The organism is Maribacter sp. LLG6340-A2 (assembly GCF_045057105.1).
In the GTDB taxonomy this organism is placed as follows: domain Bacteria; phylum Bacteroidota; class Bacteroidia; order Flavobacteriales; family Flavobacteriaceae; genus Maribacter.
The window spans coordinates 2,057,920-2,077,396 of sequence record NZ_CP159332.1 but is presented as its reverse complement, the minus strand read 5'-3'; the positions used below and the strand labels follow the sequence as shown (position 1 = coordinate 2,077,396).

The 19,477-nt window shown below is 36.3% G+C and carries 17 protein-coding genes; 8 read left to right on the top strand and 9 right to left on the bottom strand.

Annotation, left to right across the window (positions count from 1 at the left end):
- Positions 1 to 11: 11 nt before the first annotated feature.
- Entirely contained in the window at positions 12 to 470 is a 459-nt protein-coding gene (locus tag ABVM52_RS08845) for an ASCH domain-containing protein (protein WP_405385058.1), read from the top strand.
- A 52-nt stretch (positions 471 to 522) separates the two neighbouring features.
- Here the strand turns inward: ABVM52_RS08845 and ABVM52_RS08840 are convergent, their stop codons facing one another.
- The 4 genes from ABVM52_RS08840 to ABVM52_RS08825 form a co-directional block, all read right to left on the bottom strand.
- Positions 523 to 1,662: a Gfo/Idh/MocA family protein gene (locus ABVM52_RS08840; RefSeq protein ID WP_405385057.1), complete on the bottom strand. Its 1,140-nt coding sequence runs from the start codon at positions 1,660 to 1,662 to the stop codon at positions 523 to 525.
- 129 nt (positions 1,663 to 1,791) lie between these two features.
- Positions 1,792 to 3,021: an MFS transporter gene (locus ABVM52_RS08835; RefSeq protein ID WP_405385056.1), complete on the bottom strand. Its 1,230-nt coding sequence runs from the start codon at positions 3,019 to 3,021 to the stop codon at positions 1,792 to 1,794.
- Positions 3,022 to 3,465 (bottom strand): DinB family protein, encoded by a 444-nt coding sequence (locus ABVM52_RS08830; RefSeq protein WP_405385055.1) that lies wholly within the window; start codon positions 3,463 to 3,465, stop codon positions 3,022 to 3,024.
- A gap of 16 nt (positions 3,466 to 3,481) precedes the next feature.
- A complete protein-coding gene (locus ABVM52_RS08825) occupies positions 3,482 to 4,474 on the bottom strand; it encodes a sugar phosphate isomerase/epimerase family protein (protein WP_405385054.1) in 993 nt (330 codons plus the stop codon).
- Positions 4,475 to 4,637: 163 nt separating this feature from the next.
- On the opposite strand from ABVM52_RS08825, the gene ABVM52_RS08820 reads away from it, so the two are divergent.
- The 3 genes from ABVM52_RS08820 (at position 4,638) to ABVM52_RS08810 (ending at position 7,992) form a co-directional block, all read left to right on the top strand.
- On the top strand, positions 4,638 to 6,350 hold the full coding sequence (locus tag ABVM52_RS08820; RefSeq protein ID WP_405385053.1) for a GMC oxidoreductase: 1,713 nt from the start codon (positions 4,638 to 4,640) through the stop codon (positions 6,348 to 6,350).
- On the top strand, positions 6,350 to 6,997 hold the full coding sequence (locus ABVM52_RS08815; RefSeq protein WP_405385052.1) for a gluconate 2-dehydrogenase subunit 3 family protein: 648 nt from the start codon (positions 6,350 to 6,352) through the stop codon (positions 6,995 to 6,997). The genes ABVM52_RS08820 and ABVM52_RS08815 overlap by 1 nt, the downstream gene beginning before the upstream one ends.
- Positions 6,998 to 7,074: 77 nt before the next feature.
- Entirely contained in the window at positions 7,075 to 7,992 is a 918-nt protein-coding gene (locus ABVM52_RS08810) for a hydroxypyruvate isomerase family protein (RefSeq protein ID WP_405385051.1), read from the top strand.
- A gap of 567 nt (positions 7,993 to 8,559) precedes the next feature.
- On the opposite strand, the gene ABVM52_RS08805 is transcribed toward ABVM52_RS08810, so the two are convergent.
- The 3 genes from ABVM52_RS08805 to ABVM52_RS08795 form a co-directional block, all read right to left on the bottom strand.
- Complete coding sequence (locus ABVM52_RS08805) at positions 8,560 to 11,028, bottom strand: ribonucleoside-diphosphate reductase subunit alpha (RefSeq protein WP_405385050.1); 2,469 nt, start codon at positions 11,026 to 11,028, stop codon at positions 8,560 to 8,562.
- A 119-nt stretch (positions 11,029 to 11,147) separates the two neighbouring features.
- Positions 11,148 to 12,134 (bottom strand): ribonucleotide-diphosphate reductase subunit beta, encoded by a 987-nt coding sequence (locus tag ABVM52_RS08800; RefSeq protein ID WP_405385048.1) that lies wholly within the window; start codon positions 12,132 to 12,134, stop codon positions 11,148 to 11,150.
- Positions 12,135 to 12,646: 512 nt separating this feature from the next.
- A complete protein-coding gene (locus ABVM52_RS08795) occupies positions 12,647 to 13,180 on the bottom strand; it encodes a hypothetical protein (protein WP_405385047.1) in 534 nt (177 codons plus the stop codon).
- Positions 13,181 to 13,641: 461 nt separating this feature from the next.
- Between ABVM52_RS08795 and ABVM52_RS08790 the strand changes: the two genes are divergently transcribed.
- Both ABVM52_RS08790 and ABVM52_RS08785 read left to right on the top strand, forming a co-directional pair.
- Positions 13,642 to 14,376 (top strand): LytR/AlgR family response regulator transcription factor, encoded by a 735-nt coding sequence (locus ABVM52_RS08790; protein WP_405385046.1) that lies wholly within the window; start codon positions 13,642 to 13,644, stop codon positions 14,374 to 14,376.
- 8 nt (positions 14,377 to 14,384) lie between these two features.
- Positions 14,385 to 16,349, top strand: a complete 1,965-nt coding sequence (locus ABVM52_RS08785; RefSeq protein WP_405385045.1) for a tetratricopeptide repeat protein — start codon at positions 14,385 to 14,387, stop codon at positions 16,347 to 16,349.
- Here the strand turns inward: ABVM52_RS08785 and ABVM52_RS08780 are convergent.
- Entirely contained in the window at positions 16,342 to 16,911 is a 570-nt protein-coding gene (locus ABVM52_RS08780) for a DUF3109 family protein (RefSeq protein WP_405385044.1), read from the bottom strand. The two genes, ABVM52_RS08785 and ABVM52_RS08780, sit on opposite strands and share 8 nt — an antisense overlap.
- 114 nt (positions 16,912 to 17,025) lie before the next feature.
- Between ABVM52_RS08780 and ABVM52_RS08775 the strand changes: the two genes are divergently transcribed.
- Together ABVM52_RS08775 and ABVM52_RS08770 are read left to right on the top strand one after the other, a co-directional pair.
- Positions 17,026 to 17,604 (top strand): MarC family protein, encoded by a 579-nt coding sequence (locus ABVM52_RS08775; protein ID WP_405385043.1) that lies wholly within the window; start codon positions 17,026 to 17,028, stop codon positions 17,602 to 17,604.
- A gap of 35 nt (positions 17,605 to 17,639) precedes the next feature.
- The gene (locus tag ABVM52_RS08770) at positions 17,640 to 17,843 is read left to right on the top strand and encodes a hypothetical protein (RefSeq protein WP_405385042.1); all 204 of its coding nucleotides are present in this window, start codon (positions 17,640 to 17,642) and stop codon (positions 17,841 to 17,843) included.
- On the opposite strand, the gene ABVM52_RS08765 is transcribed toward ABVM52_RS08770, so the two are convergent.
- Positions 17,840 to 19,465 carry a S41 family peptidase gene (locus tag ABVM52_RS08765; RefSeq protein WP_405385041.1) on the bottom strand — a complete coding sequence of 542 codons (1,626 nt, stop codon included), beginning with the start codon at positions 19,463 to 19,465 and terminating at the stop codon, positions 17,840 to 17,842. The genes ABVM52_RS08770 and ABVM52_RS08765 overlap by 4 nt on opposite strands.
- Positions 19,466 to 19,477 lie beyond the last annotated feature (12 nt).

The following is a 19,477-nucleotide window of genomic DNA, read 5'->3' as shown; positions in this document are numbered from 1 at the left end:
AATTAATAGATATGGAAAATGCTTCGGCAAGGAATATGTGGGGAGATTACTTGGACTCCCATCTAGAACATGCTTTTAACGAAAGCCCAAAAGCTGTGTATTTTGGAGACAATGAAAAAGATGCGGATGAGCTAGCGGCTCTCACCAAAAACGGCAGTAAAAAAGCCACTACTCATTCATTATTAGGCTTACAACATAGAAATGAACCACTACCTAAAATAGGTGAATTCATAGTTGTTACGAATTGGAAGGGTGAAGCCCAATGTATAGTTCGTACTACTGCCGTTACATTAAAACCCTTTTTTAGCATTGATGCCTCTTATGCCCATTTGGAAGGAGAAGGAGATACCTCTTTGGAATATTGGAAAAAAGTTCATTGGGAATATTTTACAAGGGAACTCAGTGCCTTTGATAGGGAGCCCAAGGAAAGTATGATTGTAGTTTGCCAAGAATTTGTAAAAGTTTATTAAAAAAAAGAGCCGCTTATAGCGGCTCTTTCTTATTATTAGGTGTTTAATCTTTTTAATTTCCAAGATCAACCCAAACATTACCATTTTTATTGGATGCTACGGTAGCTTCAATAAAATCCATTCCGCGAACACCATCTGTCATTGTTGGGAATTCGCCATCATTATAATCTTGCTTTCTTATGGCCTTTGCCACACCCTTATAGATATTGGCCATGGAATCAAAAATACCCTCTGGGTGACCAGCGGGTAATTTGGTACCGTCCAAGGATAGTTCAGAATTATAGGCATGGCCCGGTTTATAAACTTGTGTAGGCTCTGTATCGCTCAACTTATATAAAAAGTTAGGACGCTCTTGTTCCCATCTAAAAGCACCTTTTTCTCCGTATATAGCAATTGCTAATCCATTTTCTTCTCCCGTAGCCACTTGACTACCTCTAATAACACCTTTTACATGCTCTCCCATACGGATCAACACCGTACCATCAACATCCATCTTATTATCTTCGTACAGGTAATTAAAATCACAAAGTAATTTGTTCACTTTTAATCCCGTTGTATATTCCACCATGTTAAAAGCATGAACGCCAATATCTGCCATACATGAACTAATACCTGCTTTTGTTGGGTCTAATCTCCAAACAGAAGATCTTTTCTCCTTGTCATGGATAATGGTATTGATCCAGCCTTGATAGTAGACCGCATCAACTTTATGAATTTTGCCCAGAGCACCGGCTTTGATCATTTCACGCATCTGGCGTACCATAGGATAACCTGTATAGGTATGGGTCAATGCAAAAACAGTACCTGCTTTTTCATGTGATTTCTGCAAATCCTTAGCCTCTTCAAGTGAAGTGGTCATGGGTTTTTCACAGATAACATGAAAACCATTATCCAATAATTTTTTGGCCATTGGATAATGTAAGAAATTAGGCGTTAAAACAGAGCATACTTGTATACGCTCATCTTCCGGTAATTTTAACTCCTCCTCTACTAATGTATCAAAGTCTTTATAAATTCTATTTAAGGGAACATCTATTTCCTCGGCGAAAGCTTTGTTGGCCTCAAAATCAGGATTAAATACCGCACCCGTTATTTCATAATTATCATTTATTTGTGAAGCTACCCTATGTAGTACTCCTATGAGGGAATCGCCTCCCCCTCCCAAAATTCCTAATCGTATTTTCTTTGGCATTTTTACTTGTTGTTTAAATTGAAAAATTTATAATTATTTGTTGTGGTCTATGTTTTTTGATTTTTGATGGGCATAATGCATTTAGCAAGATAGAAATCAATTTTCAGGGGTTTAAATTAAAGAATTTATCTAAGACTGATAGTCTATTTTCTCGGTTTTAAAGAAAAACGTGAACAGCACAAATACGGTCAGGGCAAATATTGCCGGGTACAACCAAATATACTTCCACATATGATTTCCGTCCTTCAATAGATACCATGTAGAAATTTCACCCGCCACCCAAAAGCCTATCAACATACCTACCCCATAGGTTGCAAGGGTAATGAGTCCTTGGGCAGAACTCTTATATTCTTCCCCGGCCTTACTGTCCGTATAAATTTGTCCGCTTACAAAGAAAAAATCATAGCATATACCATGAAGGGCTATACCAACAAGCAACATAAAACCCAGTTCATCAACATCTCCAAAGGCAAACAATAAATACCGTAATACCCAAGCGCCCATAGCCACCAAAATTGTTTTTTTAAACCCGAATTTTGTAAAAAAGTAAGGAAGTAAAAGCATAAATACAATTTCCGAAATTTGTCCTATTGTCATTTTTCCGGTAGCGTTATCCATACCAATTTCTACCAAAAATGGATTTGTATTTTGATAATAAAATGCAAGAGGAATACATATTAAAACAGATGAAAGAAAGAAAACCAGAAAATTCCTGTCCTTGAATAAGCGCAACGAATTTAGTCCTAGAATATCCTTAATAGCTACATTTTTTGAACGCACCATCCTTGGTGGGGTTTTTGGTAATGTAAAGCTAAAAAGGCCTAGAACCAATGAGGCAATGGCCGTCATTAAAAAGGTGTTTTTTAAAAATCCCTGTGTAATGAATTCTCCCTTATCCCAATGAAAGAAATAACTAATGGAAAGTCCTGCAATGATCCAGCCTAACGTTCCAAAAACCCTGACCATAGAAAATTCCTTGGCAGGATTGGTCATTTGATTAAAAGAAACTGAATTGACAAGGGCCAGTGTAGGCATGTAAACTATCATATATGCCAACACCAATATAAAGAACGTTTCAAAAGTATTGCTTTGGTACATGAAGTACATTAGTATGGCTCCCAAAAGATGTAAAATCCCTAATATTCTTTCAGCATTAAAATACCGATCTGCAATTATCCCAATAATGAACGGGGCAATGATGGCACCCCAAGATTGTGTAGAAAACGCCAATGCTATTTCGCCATCTGTGGCTTTTAGATTATTTCCTAAAAAGGTACCCAGCGTAACAAACCATGCTCCCCAAATAAAAAACTCCAAGAACATCATTATACATAGTTGTGTTCTTATCGCATTTTTCATCTATCTTTTGTAATGAATGTAATCCAAGCTTATAGGGGTTTGGCCATTTAACCTAAAATCCACAGCTATTTGGCCACGATGATTTGTAGAGTGGTTAATAATATGAAAAAGTATGTCCTGTAAGGTGTTGGTATAAAGCCTTCCCTCACTATTTTCATAATCTATTCGCTTATCAAAATTATCGGCATTGGAAATTATCTCAAAGGAGCTTCTTTGATTCTCGTAATGAATATCTTCCCAATTCTTAATATCATGCAACTGCCATACTTGAAACTCACTAGGTTTACCTAAAATTCTTGAGTTCCAAATATGGTGTGCATTTAATATGTGACAAAATAATTTAGTACTATTTGGTGTAACGGTATTCATGGCCAAACACTCTTGTATCAGCTTTTTGTTGCAATAAAAATTATAATCGAACAATTCATTGAATAAAGTACCCATAGACTAAATCATGTAGTTATTCTATTTCCTTGGCTGCTTTAACCAACAGGTCCCTAGTAGCAATAATTCCTGCTTCTTCACTAATTTCCGATCCTTCATACTCAACACCAATGTAGCCCGTATATCCAGCATCCTTTACAATTTTCAACATTTTTACGTAGTCAATACCGGTATCATAACCTTGTGCATCAAAATTGTTGGATTTTGCACTTACCGCCATAGCATAAGGCATTAATTCCTTAACTCCCTTATATTTATCATATTCCTTTACACAATCCCAACTGTTTGGTTTGCGCTCTATACAGAAATTACCAAAATCCGGTAAGCTGCCGCAGTTATCCATATTTACGGTTTCCATTACTTTGGCATGCAGTTCACCGTTAGAGGACAGGCCTCCGTGGTTCTCTACCAAAACATTTATATTCTTTGTTTTAGCATAAGTAGCCAGTTTCGTAAGTCCATCTACAGAGTTATTGATCCATTCTTCTGGATCATTACTACCATTTAAATTGACCCTTATGGCATGGCAACCCATTGCCGCTGCTGCATCTACCCATTTTTTATGTTTTTCAACGGTCTCATTACGTTCGTCCTCATCAGATACGGCTAAATTTCCCTGACCATCAATCATGATCAAAACATTTTTCATACCGTGTTTTTTGGCTTCCGCGTTAGATTTTTCCACAAAGCTGGCCATAGCCTCTTCAGAGTAATTGGCACTTTCCAACTCTGGATTATATAATTGACTTACATACTCCAAACCGGTAAAACCCCAGTTTTTGGCTTTTTCCGCAAAAGAATAAGGGTCAACCCCATCTTCCCTAATCATTTTATGCATGGACCATTGCGCTAAGGATAACTCAAAAAATGGTTCTACAGTAGCTTCGGCTGAAGTGGTTTCCGCTTTTTCTACACTTTCTTTTTTGGTTTCCTTACAAGCGTAAGTCCCTAATAACGAGATTCCAATGCCCACAAATAAGGCAATTTTTACAAAATTTGTTCTTTTCATTTTTGGTTGTTAGTTGTTGTTTGAAAATATAATTAATGTTATAAACGTTACATCTTACTATTACGTTCATTAAACCAATTATAGCGAATTTCGCAATAAGAATGGACATTAAATGTATAGAATTAATTTTATATTTAATAAATTTAGAGGATAAACAACTTTTATGAGCAAATTTTATTACAATGAAGAGCAAGAGTCCTATGACGCTATAGTTGTAGGAACCGGAATTAGTGGTGGTTGGGCCGCTAAGGAGCTATGTGAAGCAGGGTTAAAAACATTGGTGCTAGAACGCGGTCGTATGGTAAAACATATAGATGATTATGTTACCGCAAATAAAGATCCGTGGGATTTTCCAAATGCAGGGGCTCCTACCAAAGAGATCTTGGAGCAGCAACCCAAACAAAACAGAACCGGTTACACTACCAGTCAAGCCAGCCATATGTGGTTTGTAAATGATAAGAAACATCCATATAACGAGACCAAGCGTTTTGATTGGATGCGAGGATATCATTTAGGAGGGCGCTCCTTACAATGGGGCCGTCATAGTTACCGCTGGAGCGATATTGATTTTACCGCCAATAAGAATGAAAAAATAGCTGTAGATTGGCCTGTTCGCTATAAGGATATTGCACCTTGGTATGACAAGGTTGAATCTTACATAGGAGTAAGCGGTGAAAATCTAGGATTGGAACAATTGCCAGATGGGCAGTTCCTACCTATGATGGATCTTAATTGTGTAGAACAGGAATTTAGGGAAAAGGTTGCTGAAAATTTTGACGGCCGTGTGGTCACCGCCGGTAGGGTAGCCCACCTAACAGGTACAAAACAGTTTGACGGCAGAAGTAAATGTCAATTTAGGAACAGATGTATACGTGGATGTCCTTTTGGAGCTTATTTTAGTAGTTTATCGTCAACACTACCAGCTGCGGAAGCCACTGGAAATATGACGTTAAGACCAGATTCCATTGTTCATGAAGTCATGTATGACCCAGATACAAAAAAAGCAACCGGGGTCAAGGTTATAGACCGTGTAACCAAGGAAACTTACGAATTTAAGGCAAAGGTCATATTCCTATGTGCCTCTGCAATAGCATCTACTTCAATTTTAATGCAATCAAAGTCCGATGCGTTTCCTAACGGTATGGGTAATGCATCCGATCAGTTAGGACGTAACATCATGGACCACCATTTAGGCGTTGGAGCCCGTGGAAAGTTTGATGGTTTTGAAGATAAGTTTTACAAAGGAAGAAAACCAAATGGCATATATATACCAAGATTTAGGAATTTAGGAGGAGCTTCTAACCGATCTGATTATAAGAGAGGATTTGGATACCAAGGAGGTGCCTCAAGAGGTAATTGGGAAGATAGCGTTGCAGAACTTGCCTATGGAGCCGATTTAAAGGATGCAATATTAAAGCCGGGTGGCTGGCAGTTTGGCATGACCGGTTTTGGTGAAGTGCTACCTTATGAAGAAAATAGATTTACCCTGGATTATGATAAATTGGATGACTGGGGATTACCAACAGTGACCTTTGATGCGGAATTCAAGGAAAACGAATGGAAAATGCGTGAGGACATGAAACAGTCCGCCGTAGATATGTTGACCAAGGCAGGATTAAAGGATGTTACACCATATGACAACCCAGGTGCCTTAGGTTTGGGTATTCATGAAATGGGAACCGCTCGTATGGGCAGGGACAGAAAGACCTCTGTATTGAACGGTAATAACCAATTACATGATGTTCCCAATGTTTATGTAACAGATGGTTCATTTATGACCTCTGCCAGTTGTGTAAACCCATCATTGACCTATATGGCATTTTCAGCAAGAGCGGCAAACCATGCTGCACAAGAACTTAAAAAAGGAAATATATAATGGATAGAAGACGTGTATTAAAAAATATGGGGCTATCACTTGGATATGTGGTGGCCACCCCAACTTTATTAGGTCTTGTACAAAGTTGTAAAAGTGAACCTGCAATAATATGGACACCAGAATTCCTATCACAGGACCAAGGTGCTATACTTACTAAATTGGTAGACCTAATATTACCCAAAACAGATACACCTGCTGCTTCTGAAGTGCAGGTAGATGTATTCATAGACAAATTTGCCAATGAGGTAATGGAAGAAAAGCAACAAGACCTTTTTACCATGTCCATGAATAAATTTGTAGAAAAAGCTTTGGCTGATTCTGGAAAGGAATCCATGACCGATCTAACCCCGGAGGATTTAGAGCCTGTTTTGGCAAGCTCCTTGAAATATTCAAAAGAAGATCAAACCAAAATGCAGGATGCGATCACCAGTTATTCAGAAGCCCTAGAAGAAGGTAAAACTTCCACTTTGGATGATGAAACGTCTAGGTTTGCCTTTGCAAATAATCTTCGCGGCCTTACTATTTGGGGGTATAAAGCCTCTGAGTATGTTGGCGAGGAAGTGCTGGCCTATTTACCCGTACCAGGTGAGTATATAGCTTGCGGTGATGCCCAAGAGCTCACTGGCGGCAAAGACTGGTCCTTATAATAAAATTGATCAACCATTAACAAAAGCCAAGAGATAGATATTCTACCGCTTGGCTTTTTTGTTCAAACACCTTAACAATGAAACGAAGAAATTTTATGCAAAAAACCGCGCTGGGCACTAGTGCGTTAACACTAATGGGCCCTTTAGGTTATGGTAGTTCCAAACAGAATTTAATGCCGCTACATAATTTTAATTTAAAATATGCACCACATTTAGGTATGTTTCAAAATCTTGCGGGAGACGACCCTATAGACCAAATCAACTTTATGGCTGATCAAGGGTTTACCGCATTTGAGGACAATAACATGATGAAACGCGATGTAGCCTTACAAGAAAAAATAGGTGCTACATTGGCGAAAAGAGGAATGACCATGGGGGTTTTCGTCATAGATAAAGGAGGGAATTTAGCAAATACCCTTGCTGCGGGCAAGGAAGAATATATCAATATATTTTTGGACGGTTGTCGTAAAGCGGTGGAAACGGCGAAAAGAGTGAATGCCAAATGGATGACGGTAGTACCTGGTGGTTATGAAAGATCGTTACCCATTGGCATACAAAATGCAAACGTTATTGAAGCTTTACGTCGTGGTGCTGAAATTTTGGAACCTCATGGTCTCACCATGGTTCTTGAACCTCTATCAGACTCGCCAGACCTTTATTTACAGACTTCGGAACAAACCTATTTAATCTGTAAAGGAGTCAACAGTCCCTCTTGTAAAATTCTGTATGACATTTATCATATGCAAAAAAACGAAGGTCATCTAATACACCATATGGATTTGACCTGGGATGAAATTGCATATATTCAAATAGGCGATAATCCTGGTAGAAAAGAACCCACCACAGGAGAAATCAACTACAAAAATGTCTTTAAATGGATTTATGAAAAAGGATTTCAAGGAGTTTTGGGAATGGAGCACGGAAATTCCATTGCAGGTAAAGAGGGTGAAAATGCTTTAATTAAAGCGTATAAACAAGTAGATGGCTTTCTTTAATGCTATTGATATATAGACCTTATTATAAAAATTAGACCACACTTTAATTGAATTGGGGCTGTATTTCAACGAAAATTTTCAAGTATTCGTTGAAATACATAATACAAATGTAAGAATTAACTTACTTTTTCGTTATTTTGTATATGTCCCAATATATATATACACTAGCAATATATGTCATCTTGTTAATGGCATCTAAACTATCTTTTATCCTATATAAGAAGATACGTTCCAAAGAATTTAAAACACAGCGTTTGCTATTAGCAAAACAGTGGAAAGATTTTATGTCTGACCTAAAGATGTTTATTAACAGTTTATTTAACGATATAATTAAATTTCCATAATCCAAAGCGGTCTTTTTACCGTATATAATTTAATACTAAACACTTAGGATATGGACCCATATATTACCATCTTAATTATTTATGTAGTGGCGCTGTTCTTTACAACAGCTATTAAACCTTACATAAAAAATGACAATTAAAATTCCCTTACTTAACCTAGGCTTAAGCCACAATTAAAAAAGACCCCTTAAAAGGGGTCTTTTTTAATGAACTTCTACTATTACTAAGATCCACACATTAAACAATCATCATCTGCTTGTCCTTCTTTTGCCTTAGCGATCATTTCTTTCATTTCTTGGGGCGATAGTGGTTGAATATCTATTTCTGCCTGGGGTGCTACCATTTTTACACCTGTATCAGTTACCACGGGTTCATTGACAACAGAAGCAACTACCTCCGCTTCAACAGGGGTTTCCTTCTTTTTAGTATTGTCCAACGTAAATTTAATAGCATCTACTGCAGCTTTGGTACGCAAGTAATACATTCCTGTTTTAAGTCCGCTTTTCCATGCATAGAAATGCATTGAAGTTAATTTGGAATAATTGGCGTTTTCCATAAATAGGTTCAAAGACTGACTTTGATCAATAAAATAGCCTCTTTGCCTAGACATATCAATAATGTCCTTCATGCTTAGCTCCCATACGGTCTTATATAGGTCCCTGATATCCTGCGGAATTGTTTCTATATGTTGAATTGACCCATTGGCTCTCATTAGTTCTTGCTTCATGTTTTCGTTCCACATGCCCAATTCAACGAGGTCCTCTAACAAATGTTTATTGACAACGATAAACTCTCCAGATAACACACGTCTTGTATAGATATTGGAAGTATAAGGCTCAAAACATTCATTATTACCCAATATTTGTGAGGTAGAAGCCGTAGGCATGGGTGCTACGAGCAAAGAATTACGGACTCCATGTTGCAGAACGTCCTTTCTTAACTTTTCCCAATTCCATCTACCGGACAATTCATCGTCTTTAATTCCCCAAAGGTTATATTGAAATTTTCCTTGTGAAATTGGCGAACCTTCATAACTTGAATAGGGACCTTCTTCTTTGGCCATTTCATTGGATGCGGTAACAGCGGCAAAATATAGGGTTTCAAATATTTCCTCATTTAATTTCTTGGCATCATCACTGGTAAAAGGCATACGGAGTTTAATAAAAACATCGGCTAATCCTTGTACGCCCAAACCTACCGGCCTATGGCGTAGATTTGAGTTTTCTGCCTCCTTAACAGGGTAGTAGTTACGATCTATAACCTTATTCAGGTTTTTGGTAACCCTTTTGGTAACCCTAAAAAGTTCTTTATGGTCAAAAGCACCATTTTTTATGAACATAGGCAACGCAATAGAAGCCAAATTACATACCGCAACCTCATCTGGCGAAGTGTATTCCATAATTTCGGTACATAGATTAGAAGAACGTATTGTACCTAAATTACTCTGGTTACTTTTACGATTAGCTGCATCTTTATAGAGCATATATGGTGTACCGGTTTCTATTTGGGATTCCAGTATTTTTTCCCAAAGTTCCCTTGCCTTTACAGTTTTACGCCCCTTACCCTCTGATTCATACTTAACATATAATTTTTCAAAATCTTCACTATGTTTATTATATAGATCGGGACATTCATTTGGGCACATAAGCGTCCAATCCTCGTTAGCTTCTACCCTCTTCATAAACAGGTCCGATATCCACATAGCGTAGAATAGATCCCTTGCTCTCATTTCTTCTTTACCATGGTTCTTTTTAAGGTCCAAGAAGTCAAAAATATCTGCATGCCAAGGTTCCAAGTAAATTGCAAAACTACCCTTGCGTTTGCCTCCACCTTGGTCAACATACCGCGCCGTATCGTTGAAAACTTGCAACATAGGCACTATACCATTGGAAGTACCATTGGTGCCTGCAATATAAGAGCCCGTTGCCCTTATATTGTGAATAGATAATCCTATACCCCCTGCAGATTGCGAAATTTTAGCGGTCTGTTTTAATGTATCATATATTCCTTCTATACTATCATCTTTCATGGTCAATAAAAAGCAAGAGGACATTTGCGGTTTAGGAGTACCGGAATTAAATAATGTAGGCGTAGCGTGCGTAAAATATTTTTTGGACATTAACTCGTAGGTTTCTATTACAGCGTCCAAATCATTTAAATGAATACCTACAGAAACACGCATAAGCATGTGCTGAGGACGTTCTGCTATCTTACCGTTTAATTTTAACAGATAAGAACGTTCCAATGTTTTAAAACCAAAATAATCGTAGCCAAAATCTCGGTTATAAATGATGGTAGAATCCAAACGTTCCGCATTTTCTGAAATGACCTTATATACTTCATCTGATAACAAGGGTGCCTTTTTTCCCGTTCTTGGATTTACGTATGTATATAAGTCCTTCATGGTCTCCGAAAAGGATTTCTTTGTATTCTTATGTAAGTTAGATACAGAAATACGTGCAGCCAATTTAGCATAGTCCGGATGAGTAGTAGTCATGGTTGCCGCAATTTCCGCAGCCAAGTTGTCCAGTTCTGATGTCGTTACCCCATCATACAACCCCTCAATGACTCGCATAGCCACTTTTAGGGGATCCACCAGTCCGTTTAGACCATAACAAAGTTTACGTACTCTGGCGGTAATCTTGTCGAACATTACCACTTCTTTTCTTCCATCTCTTTTAATTACAAACATTGCTACAATTATTTTGGGTTACTACTATGTTAATCTACTGTGTTAACAATTTTAACATTTTTGGATAAGGGCTTAAAAAACCTCTTTACCAATCCGTAAAGAGGTCGTTATTTTATGAGTTAAAAATCGGCGTCGAAACTAATTTTTTGTGCATCTTCATCATTGTCTTTTTTAAGGACACCCGCTTTTTGGTATTCAGATACTCGCTTTTCAAAAAAGTTGGTTTTTCCTTGCAAAGAAATCATATCCATAAAATCAAACGGATTGGTTGCATTGTACACCTTATCACACTCTAATTCTACTAAAAGTCTATCCGTAACGAATTCCAAATACTGGGTCATTAATTTAGAGTTCATACCAATTAAACTAACCGGCAATGATTCTGTAATAAACTCACGTTCAATATCAAGTGCATTGGTAAGTATTGCGGTAATTCTTTCCTTGGGCACTTTGTTCATTAAGTGTTTATTGTGCAAATGAACTGCATAGTCGCAATGCATACCCTCATCTCTTGAAATTAGTTCATTGGAAAAAGTTAGTCCAGGCATTAGCCCTCTTTTCTTTAACCAAAAGATGGAACAGAATGCTCCAGAAAAAAATATTCCTTCCACTGCTGCAAAAGCGATTAGCCGCTCTGCAAAACTTGGCGATTCTATCCAATTAAGTGCCCAATCTGCCTTTTTCTTGATTGCCGGAAAATTTTCTATGGCTTTAAATAGAATGTTTTTCTCTTTTTCATCCTTTACGTAGGTGTCAATTAAAAGCGAATAGGTTTCTGAATGAATGTTCTCCATCATTATTTGAAAACCATAAAAGAATTTAGCTTCTGCGTACTGTACCTCGCTCACAAAATTCTCTGCCAAATTTTCATTGACGATACCATCCGAAGCTGCAAAAAATGCCAAGATATGTTTTATAAAATAACGCTCATCATCATTTAATTTATTGTTCCAATCATTAAGGTCTTCATGAAGGTCTATTTCTTCTGCCGTCCAAAAGCAAGCCTCGCATTTTTTATACCATTCCCATAGGTCGTCGTGTTTTATAGGAAATATAACAAAGCGGTCATCATTTGCTTCCAAAATAGGCTCAAGGGCTGTGGACATAGTATATTAGGTTTTATAAGTTAGTAGTAAAGAAGTTGAAATAAATCTTCTCGTTGGGAGTATCAAAGATTCAAAAATGCATTCAAACTTTAAAGCGCGTTTAGCCTTTTTATGGACAAAGTTTTTAACACAATATGTTGAAATCTAGGCTAACAGGTGATGTTTATTGCACTTAAGCCAAAAGCAAAACAAGGATAATTTTCTGGTAAATTGAACAAATAATTTTTAAACCAAAAAGTATATAAAACCATACTAAATGGTTTAAATATTGACTAAGTAAAATTACCTGAAGTTGTTGTAGGGTAATACCAAAATGTACGGCTCCTCCAATGCTCATATTATGAAAAATGCCCACCAAATCTAATAAAGGTAGTTCCCCCGAAACCTTTTCTTAGATTGTAATTCTACGTACAGAACACGTAATCCTTACATTTTTTTTGGCGCTCAAAACATTAGATATAAAATAACATACACTATTTTATTAAGAACCGTACTTGCCTTGGTATTATAATTTAATTTGCATTAAAAAAACCCTTGATGGTCAAAGGTTCTCTTTCTGCGTTTTCATAAGTAACTTCTATATTTCCAGAAATTGTTTCATTATAATCTACGTTAATGGACAAACTACCGTCCTTTGCAAAAAATGGTAATTCACTCAATTCATTGATATCCGCAAAACCATAAACACCATTATATTGATGAATTAAACGATCTAAATCAGCTACTTCATAATTACCGGTCGTAATGTTGGTATTGATATTAGAAGCGATTATAAATTCTATCTTATCTGCATTGCACCCGTTTTCAGGAACAAACCGTAATACAAGATTTTTAATTTTTCTACCAAGTTCATCTACCTCGTTCTTCATTTGAAACGATGCCAGCCCCACCTTTGAATCATTATTTTTACCGGAAAATTGAAAACGAAAAGTACCTTGATCTACACGTACATTGTTCACTGGACTTTCAGAGCCTCCTGCAATTAACAGCAATGGAGTAATTCCAAAAACCAACATTTTTAAAGATTTAATGACTACTTGAATCATTTGGAGGATTTGCTAATTAATTTAGGGCCGTTTAATTGGCGATTCTACTGCCACGGTTAAATTTTCATTGAACTTCTCTTCAGATTGTTTAATCTTAGATGCAATTATCAAAACGATAACAAACAACCCAAACATTAAACCACACTTTCTCATTATCCAATAAAATTTAAAACATTACATCTTACACGCTAAGGTAGATGAAGATAAAAGCTCTTTTCTTCCTATTGTATAACCTGTTGTATTTTTTGTGTAATTGGATTCAAACCAATTCTGTTCATGAAAGGGTAAATTCAATTTGTAATATTTTTCTTTCAATACCAATAAATTCAATAGATAATGGAATTAAAAAAGCATTCTAATACCGATTACACTAAAATTGCATCCATTGATACAAAATTTTAATTTAGAATGATTGAACACCCTAATTTTTCCTAACTTTCTAACTTTATAGCTATATAAATATGTTACAAGCCGTCATAGTCGATGATGAAATTAAGGCTCTACAAAGCTTAACCTGGGAACTCACGAACTTTAGTGATGAGATAAAGGTCATATCCTCTTTCACCAATCCACATGATGCACTGACCTACCTTGAAAAGCATACTCCGGACTGTCTTTTTTTGGATATAGAAATGCCCACAATGGATGGTTTTCAGTTCATTAAAAAACTGACCAACAAAAACTTTCCTGTTGTAATTACCACGGCCTATAACCAATATGCGCTAAAAGCCATTAAAAGTGAAGCGTTAGATTATCTCTTGAAACCTATAGATACGGACGATCTTGAAGAAACAATAGCAAAAATCAAGAAATATAATAACAAGAATTTTTCAATTGAAAAATTAGAGTTGGCTTTGTTGAATTTTAATGCTAAAACATCCCATAACAGGATAACATTAAATACAGATGGCAAATTACTTTTCTTGGAAAGTGACGAAATTCTATATGCAGAATCCGACGGGAATTATAGCACCATTTTCTTGAGCGACGGTCAAAAAATCGTGTTGACAAAAAAACTAAAGGAGGTCAATGAGATTCTACCGGATGATTCTTTTTTTAGAATTCATAATTCTTACATTGTGAACCTAAATAAAATAAAAGAATTTTTAAAGACCGATGGTTATGTTATTTTAAAATCGAATCACAAAATACCAGTCTCAAGGCAAAAAAAATCCGATTTTTTAGACATGTTATAAATTTGTTCATGACCCCCTTTACATATACCTGTTCTCTTAAAGACGTTAAGTGCGCCCTTATTTTAGGTATCCTAACATGTTTGGTTTTCCCCTATTTGCTTACAGCACAAGATATTCCCGTATCGTTTAAAAAAAATGTAGATAGTTTAATTACCGTAGCACCAAAAACCTACAAAGAAATAGATAATGTACTACGGCCGTATAGAAGGGACAGTATGCTATTGCACTATGTTAATGACCTTAGCAAATCTAAAAATTATCTCCATGGCCAGGCGTATGCCAACAATCAACTAGGGCGGATCTATAGAGATATATCACTATACCCCCAAGCATTGGATTACTTCCAAGACGCATTAAAAATATCCATAGAGGCAGAAAGTATAGAATTTAGGGTATACAGTCTAAATATGATCAGTGTGGTCCACAGAAGAACAGACGCCGTTAAGTCTGCCCTGGATTATAGCCAAGAAGCTTTGGAACTGGCAGAAACGGTTGCAGAGCCAAGTATTGGTCTTAAACGTAGTATAAATGTATCCTTGAACAGCATTGGAAATATTTATCAAATGCTGGAACAATATGATTTGGCTATAGAAAAATTTGAACGCTCCATGATTTTAGAGCAAGAATTGGACAATAAACTGGGACTTGCCATAAATCATCAGAACCTGGGAGAATGTTATGAAGCACAGGCCAAATTAGAACCTGCATTACAGCATTTTAGAAAATCATTAGTGTACAATGAAATTATTGATTCTGAAAAAGGCAAGATAATCTGCAACTATAGCATAGCACATGTCTATGTTCATTTAAGTAGAATTCATGAGGCCATTGACCTCCTAGAAAAGAATTTACAGCGAGCCATTAGATTAGGAGATAAACAAATTGTTGCCACCATTTATATTAACCTTGGATGGGCGTTTATACGAAAAGGAGACTATGATGTCGCGCAGGTAAATTTGGAAAAAGGCTTGGGGTTTGCTAAAACCTATCATCTAGATTCAGAAATAGCAGAAGCAAACAAGTTCCTTTCAGAATTATGGATAAAGCGCGATAATTATGAAAAGGGAATGGAATATTTCAAGGAATTTAAAAAATACGAAGACCGTATTGCCAATTCCCTGAATCTTAGATACGTAAATGATATGATTTTGCGGTACGAATCGCAAATAAGGGAAAATCAATTTGAACGATTAGCGGAAGAAAACGAAAATGTTCGGCTTAAACTAAGAAAGAACAGAACAATGCTAATCATTATTGGAATCTTTTTAATTCTACTTATTGGCATTTTATATATTCTTTATAGGCAAAGCCAGCTAAATGCAGAGAAAAAATTACTGACCTTGGAGCAAAGTATGTTAAGAAGTCAAATGAACCCACATTTTCTTTTTAACTCTTTAAATTCCATCAAGTTATACATCATCAATAACGAAAAAAAGAATGCCGTTCATTACCTGAACAAATTTTCTAAATTGGTAAGGAAAATATTGGAAGCATCTTCACAAAGAGAAATTACACTGGCAGAGGAACTGGAAACCGTTGAGCTTTATATGAACATAGAAAATATACGTTTCTCCAATGAAATCAATTTTAATGTCCATATAAAAGATAATATTGATACCCATAACATTAAAATACCGTCATTGATCTTACAGCCTTTTTTGGAAAATGCGCTATGGCATGGATTATCCTCCAAGGATGGAGCAAAAAACATAGATTTGGAAGTCAAGAAGGGTAAGAACGGATTTATAGAAATTATCATTATTGATAATGGCGTAGGAAGGGATGCGGCCGAAAAAATCAAGAACAGTAAAGTCTTAAAACGTAAATCGGTTGGAATTGATATTACTAAAGAGCGTTTGGCCAACTTCTCTAGAGATTATGAAAATTACTTTCATGTTGAAATCATAGACAAATATAATGAGAACAACATACCCACGGGAACCCAAATAGTCATTTACATTCCTACTATTTAAGGTGGTCAGTAGCCACTTCTTCCAATTCATTGTACCAAGCTTCACCAAACTTACGGATCAGAGCCTCTTTTACAAACTTATAAATAGGCACCTTAAGTTCATCACCAAGTGCACAGGCCGGATCACAGATATGCCACTTGTGATAATTAACAGCGGTAAGTTCCGTATACTCCTTTACCCTAATAGGATAAAGGTGGCAAGAAACTGGTTTTTTCCAAGTAATCTTACCTTTGTTATATGCTTCCTCAATACCACATTTTGCAATTTTGTGTTCATCAAAAATAACATAGGCACACTCACTACCATTAACTAATGGTGTTTCCCATTCACCATCTTCCCCTTTTACAAAAGCACCTTGTTCCTCTATAACCTTAATACCTTCTGGCCTTAAAAATGGTTTTACCTTGGCAAAGATATCTACCATAATTTCCGTCTCGCTATCTTCTACGGGTGCACCTGCCTCACCATCTACACAGCACCCTCCTTTGCATGCACTAAGATTACAGACAAAGTCATTCTCTATGATTTCTTCAGATACTATGGTCTTTCCTAATTGAAACATGATATAAATTAAAGGCCGCAAGATACATTTTTTGTAAAGTAATGTCTTTACAATATTTCAGGAATCAACATCTAAATACCCATTATAAACGTAGATTTGCAAAAAGTTTTCAATATGGAATTTCATTTCAACTTTAGGGAAATCATTACTGCCAGTATGGTATTGTTCGCCGTAATTGATATTTTAGGAAGTATCCCTATTATCATTGGACTAAGAAAAAAAGTAGGTCACATACAATCTGAAAAGGCCTCTATTGTCGCTGCGGTTATCATGGTTGCTTTTCTTTTTTTAGGAGAGGAAATTTTGAACCTAATTGGTATTGATGTCAACTCATTTGCCGTTGCCGGTGCCTTTATCATATTTTTCCTGGCCATTGAAATGATTTTAGGAATAACGTTATACAAGGATGATGAGCCTGAAAGTGCTTCTATAGTACCCATTGCATTTCCTTTAATTGCAGGGGCAGGTACACTTACCTCACTACTATCACTAAGGGCAGAATACTACGTAGAAAATATTATTGTTGCCATTGTGGTGAATATCATTTTTGTGTTCGTGGTTTTAAAATCATCCGTAAAGATTGAGAAAATGCTAGGTTCTGGTGGCGTTAACGTTATTAGAAAAGTATTCGGTGTAATTCTAATGGCCATTGCGGTAAAATTGTTCGCAGCAAATATCAATGAACTTTTCTAGCCGAGGATTAGGTCGTATTTTTATAAAAAATTATTATGAGCAAGACATTATCCATTCTATTTATTGTTATAGCGGTTGGTTTAATAGCCTACAATGTAACCTTGGTAAATTTTGCCAATCCTTTTGAGAAGAACAGTACCATAGCCTTAATTGGGATTATGGCCTCTTTATGTGCAATTGTATTGTTATTGGTTTTTGTAACCAGTAAAAAAATTCAGGATAAAATTAACAAGGATTAATTTTTTGCTTTTACTTGTGCAGTATTGTTCTGCCATTTTTTAGCATTGTCCAACTCAAGTACTTTTTGCAACATGGCATCTTCATCTGCCTTTATTTTGGCATGAATGTTCGTATTGAACAATTGTTCAGCTATACTGGCCTTTAAAAAACGCTTAATGCTGGATTCGTAGTCATAAAAATTCATTCGCAGATTTCTGTCTACGGAATACTCAACGAATTTTTCAAAAAGAATATCGTCCACTTTAAACTCGTTCACAAAAGTTTCTTGAGTGTATTGAGCATATCTGTCGCGATCTTCCTCTAAATGTTCAAATACGAAAAAAGACAAAAACCCCAGACTATCCATACTCTCCACTGCTTCCTCCTCATTACTTCCTATTGGAACGAATACATCAGGTATTATTCCGCCACCACCGTAAACAACTTTTCCTTTGGGTGTAACGAACTTTAAGGAATCTGCCACTTTAATACTATCTACGGAAATCATTTCCCCACTGTGATACCTGTCCGTAAATTTCTGATAATAATCTTTAGTTCCGTTGGCATAAGTTTTTTGTATACTACGACCCGTTGGGGTGTAATATCTTGATACCGTAAGTCTTACCGCAGAGCCGTCTCCCAATGCCATTTCTCTTTGCACTAGGCCTTTTCCAAAGGATCTTCTCCCTACTATGGTTCCTATATCATTATCTTGCAAGGCACCCGCAACAATTTCACTTGCAGAAGCGGAACGTTCATTAATCAACACATAAACCGGTTTGTCTTCAAAAGAACCGTTATCCGTTGCAAAACTTTTATTGATTTTTCCCTTTTTGTTTTTTGTAAACAATATCAACTTACCGTCTTCCAAAAATTCGTCGGCCATTTCTTCTGCCATGCCCAAATACCCCCCAGGATTATCCCGTAGGTCTAAAACCAATTTCTCTGCACCTCGCTGCTGTAATTCCAGTAAAGCCGTCTTAAACTCTATATACGTAGACTCTGCAAACCTATTTACCTTAATATAGCCTATATCATTGGCCAACATATAATAAGAATCCACACTTTTTAAAGGAACCACCCCTCTTTTTACCTTTACATTGAATATTTTGTCCTCAGCTTTTCTATAGATGGTAAGGTTGACCATAGTGCCTTCCTGTCCCTTTAATTTATCTACAATAACCTCACTAGGATATTCCTTACCGAACAAGGTATCATTATCTGCCAATAAAATACGATCACCAGGTAAAATACCTTTTTTAAAACTAGGTCCGTCCTTTACGGTCTTTATAACCGTAATAGTGTCATGATAAGCATAAAAGTTAACCCCAATACCCACAAAATCGCCCTTCATATTTTCGGCAACTCGGTCCATATCTTTCTCTGAAATGTATACGGAGTGCGGATCAAGCTTTTCTAAAATACTATTAACGGTGACATCTACAATACTATCCGTATTTACATCATCTACATACTCATAGTCAATATAATCTATTAACCTATTTAACTTATCCTTTTTAGAATTGGTAGAAAAAAGTCGTTCTGGTGAATCATTAAAATTTAATTTACCCCCCACAAATACACCCAAGGACACAGCTGCGGAAATTATAAGTGGTAATAAGAAATTAAATTTTTTATTCATCTTTATTGTAAA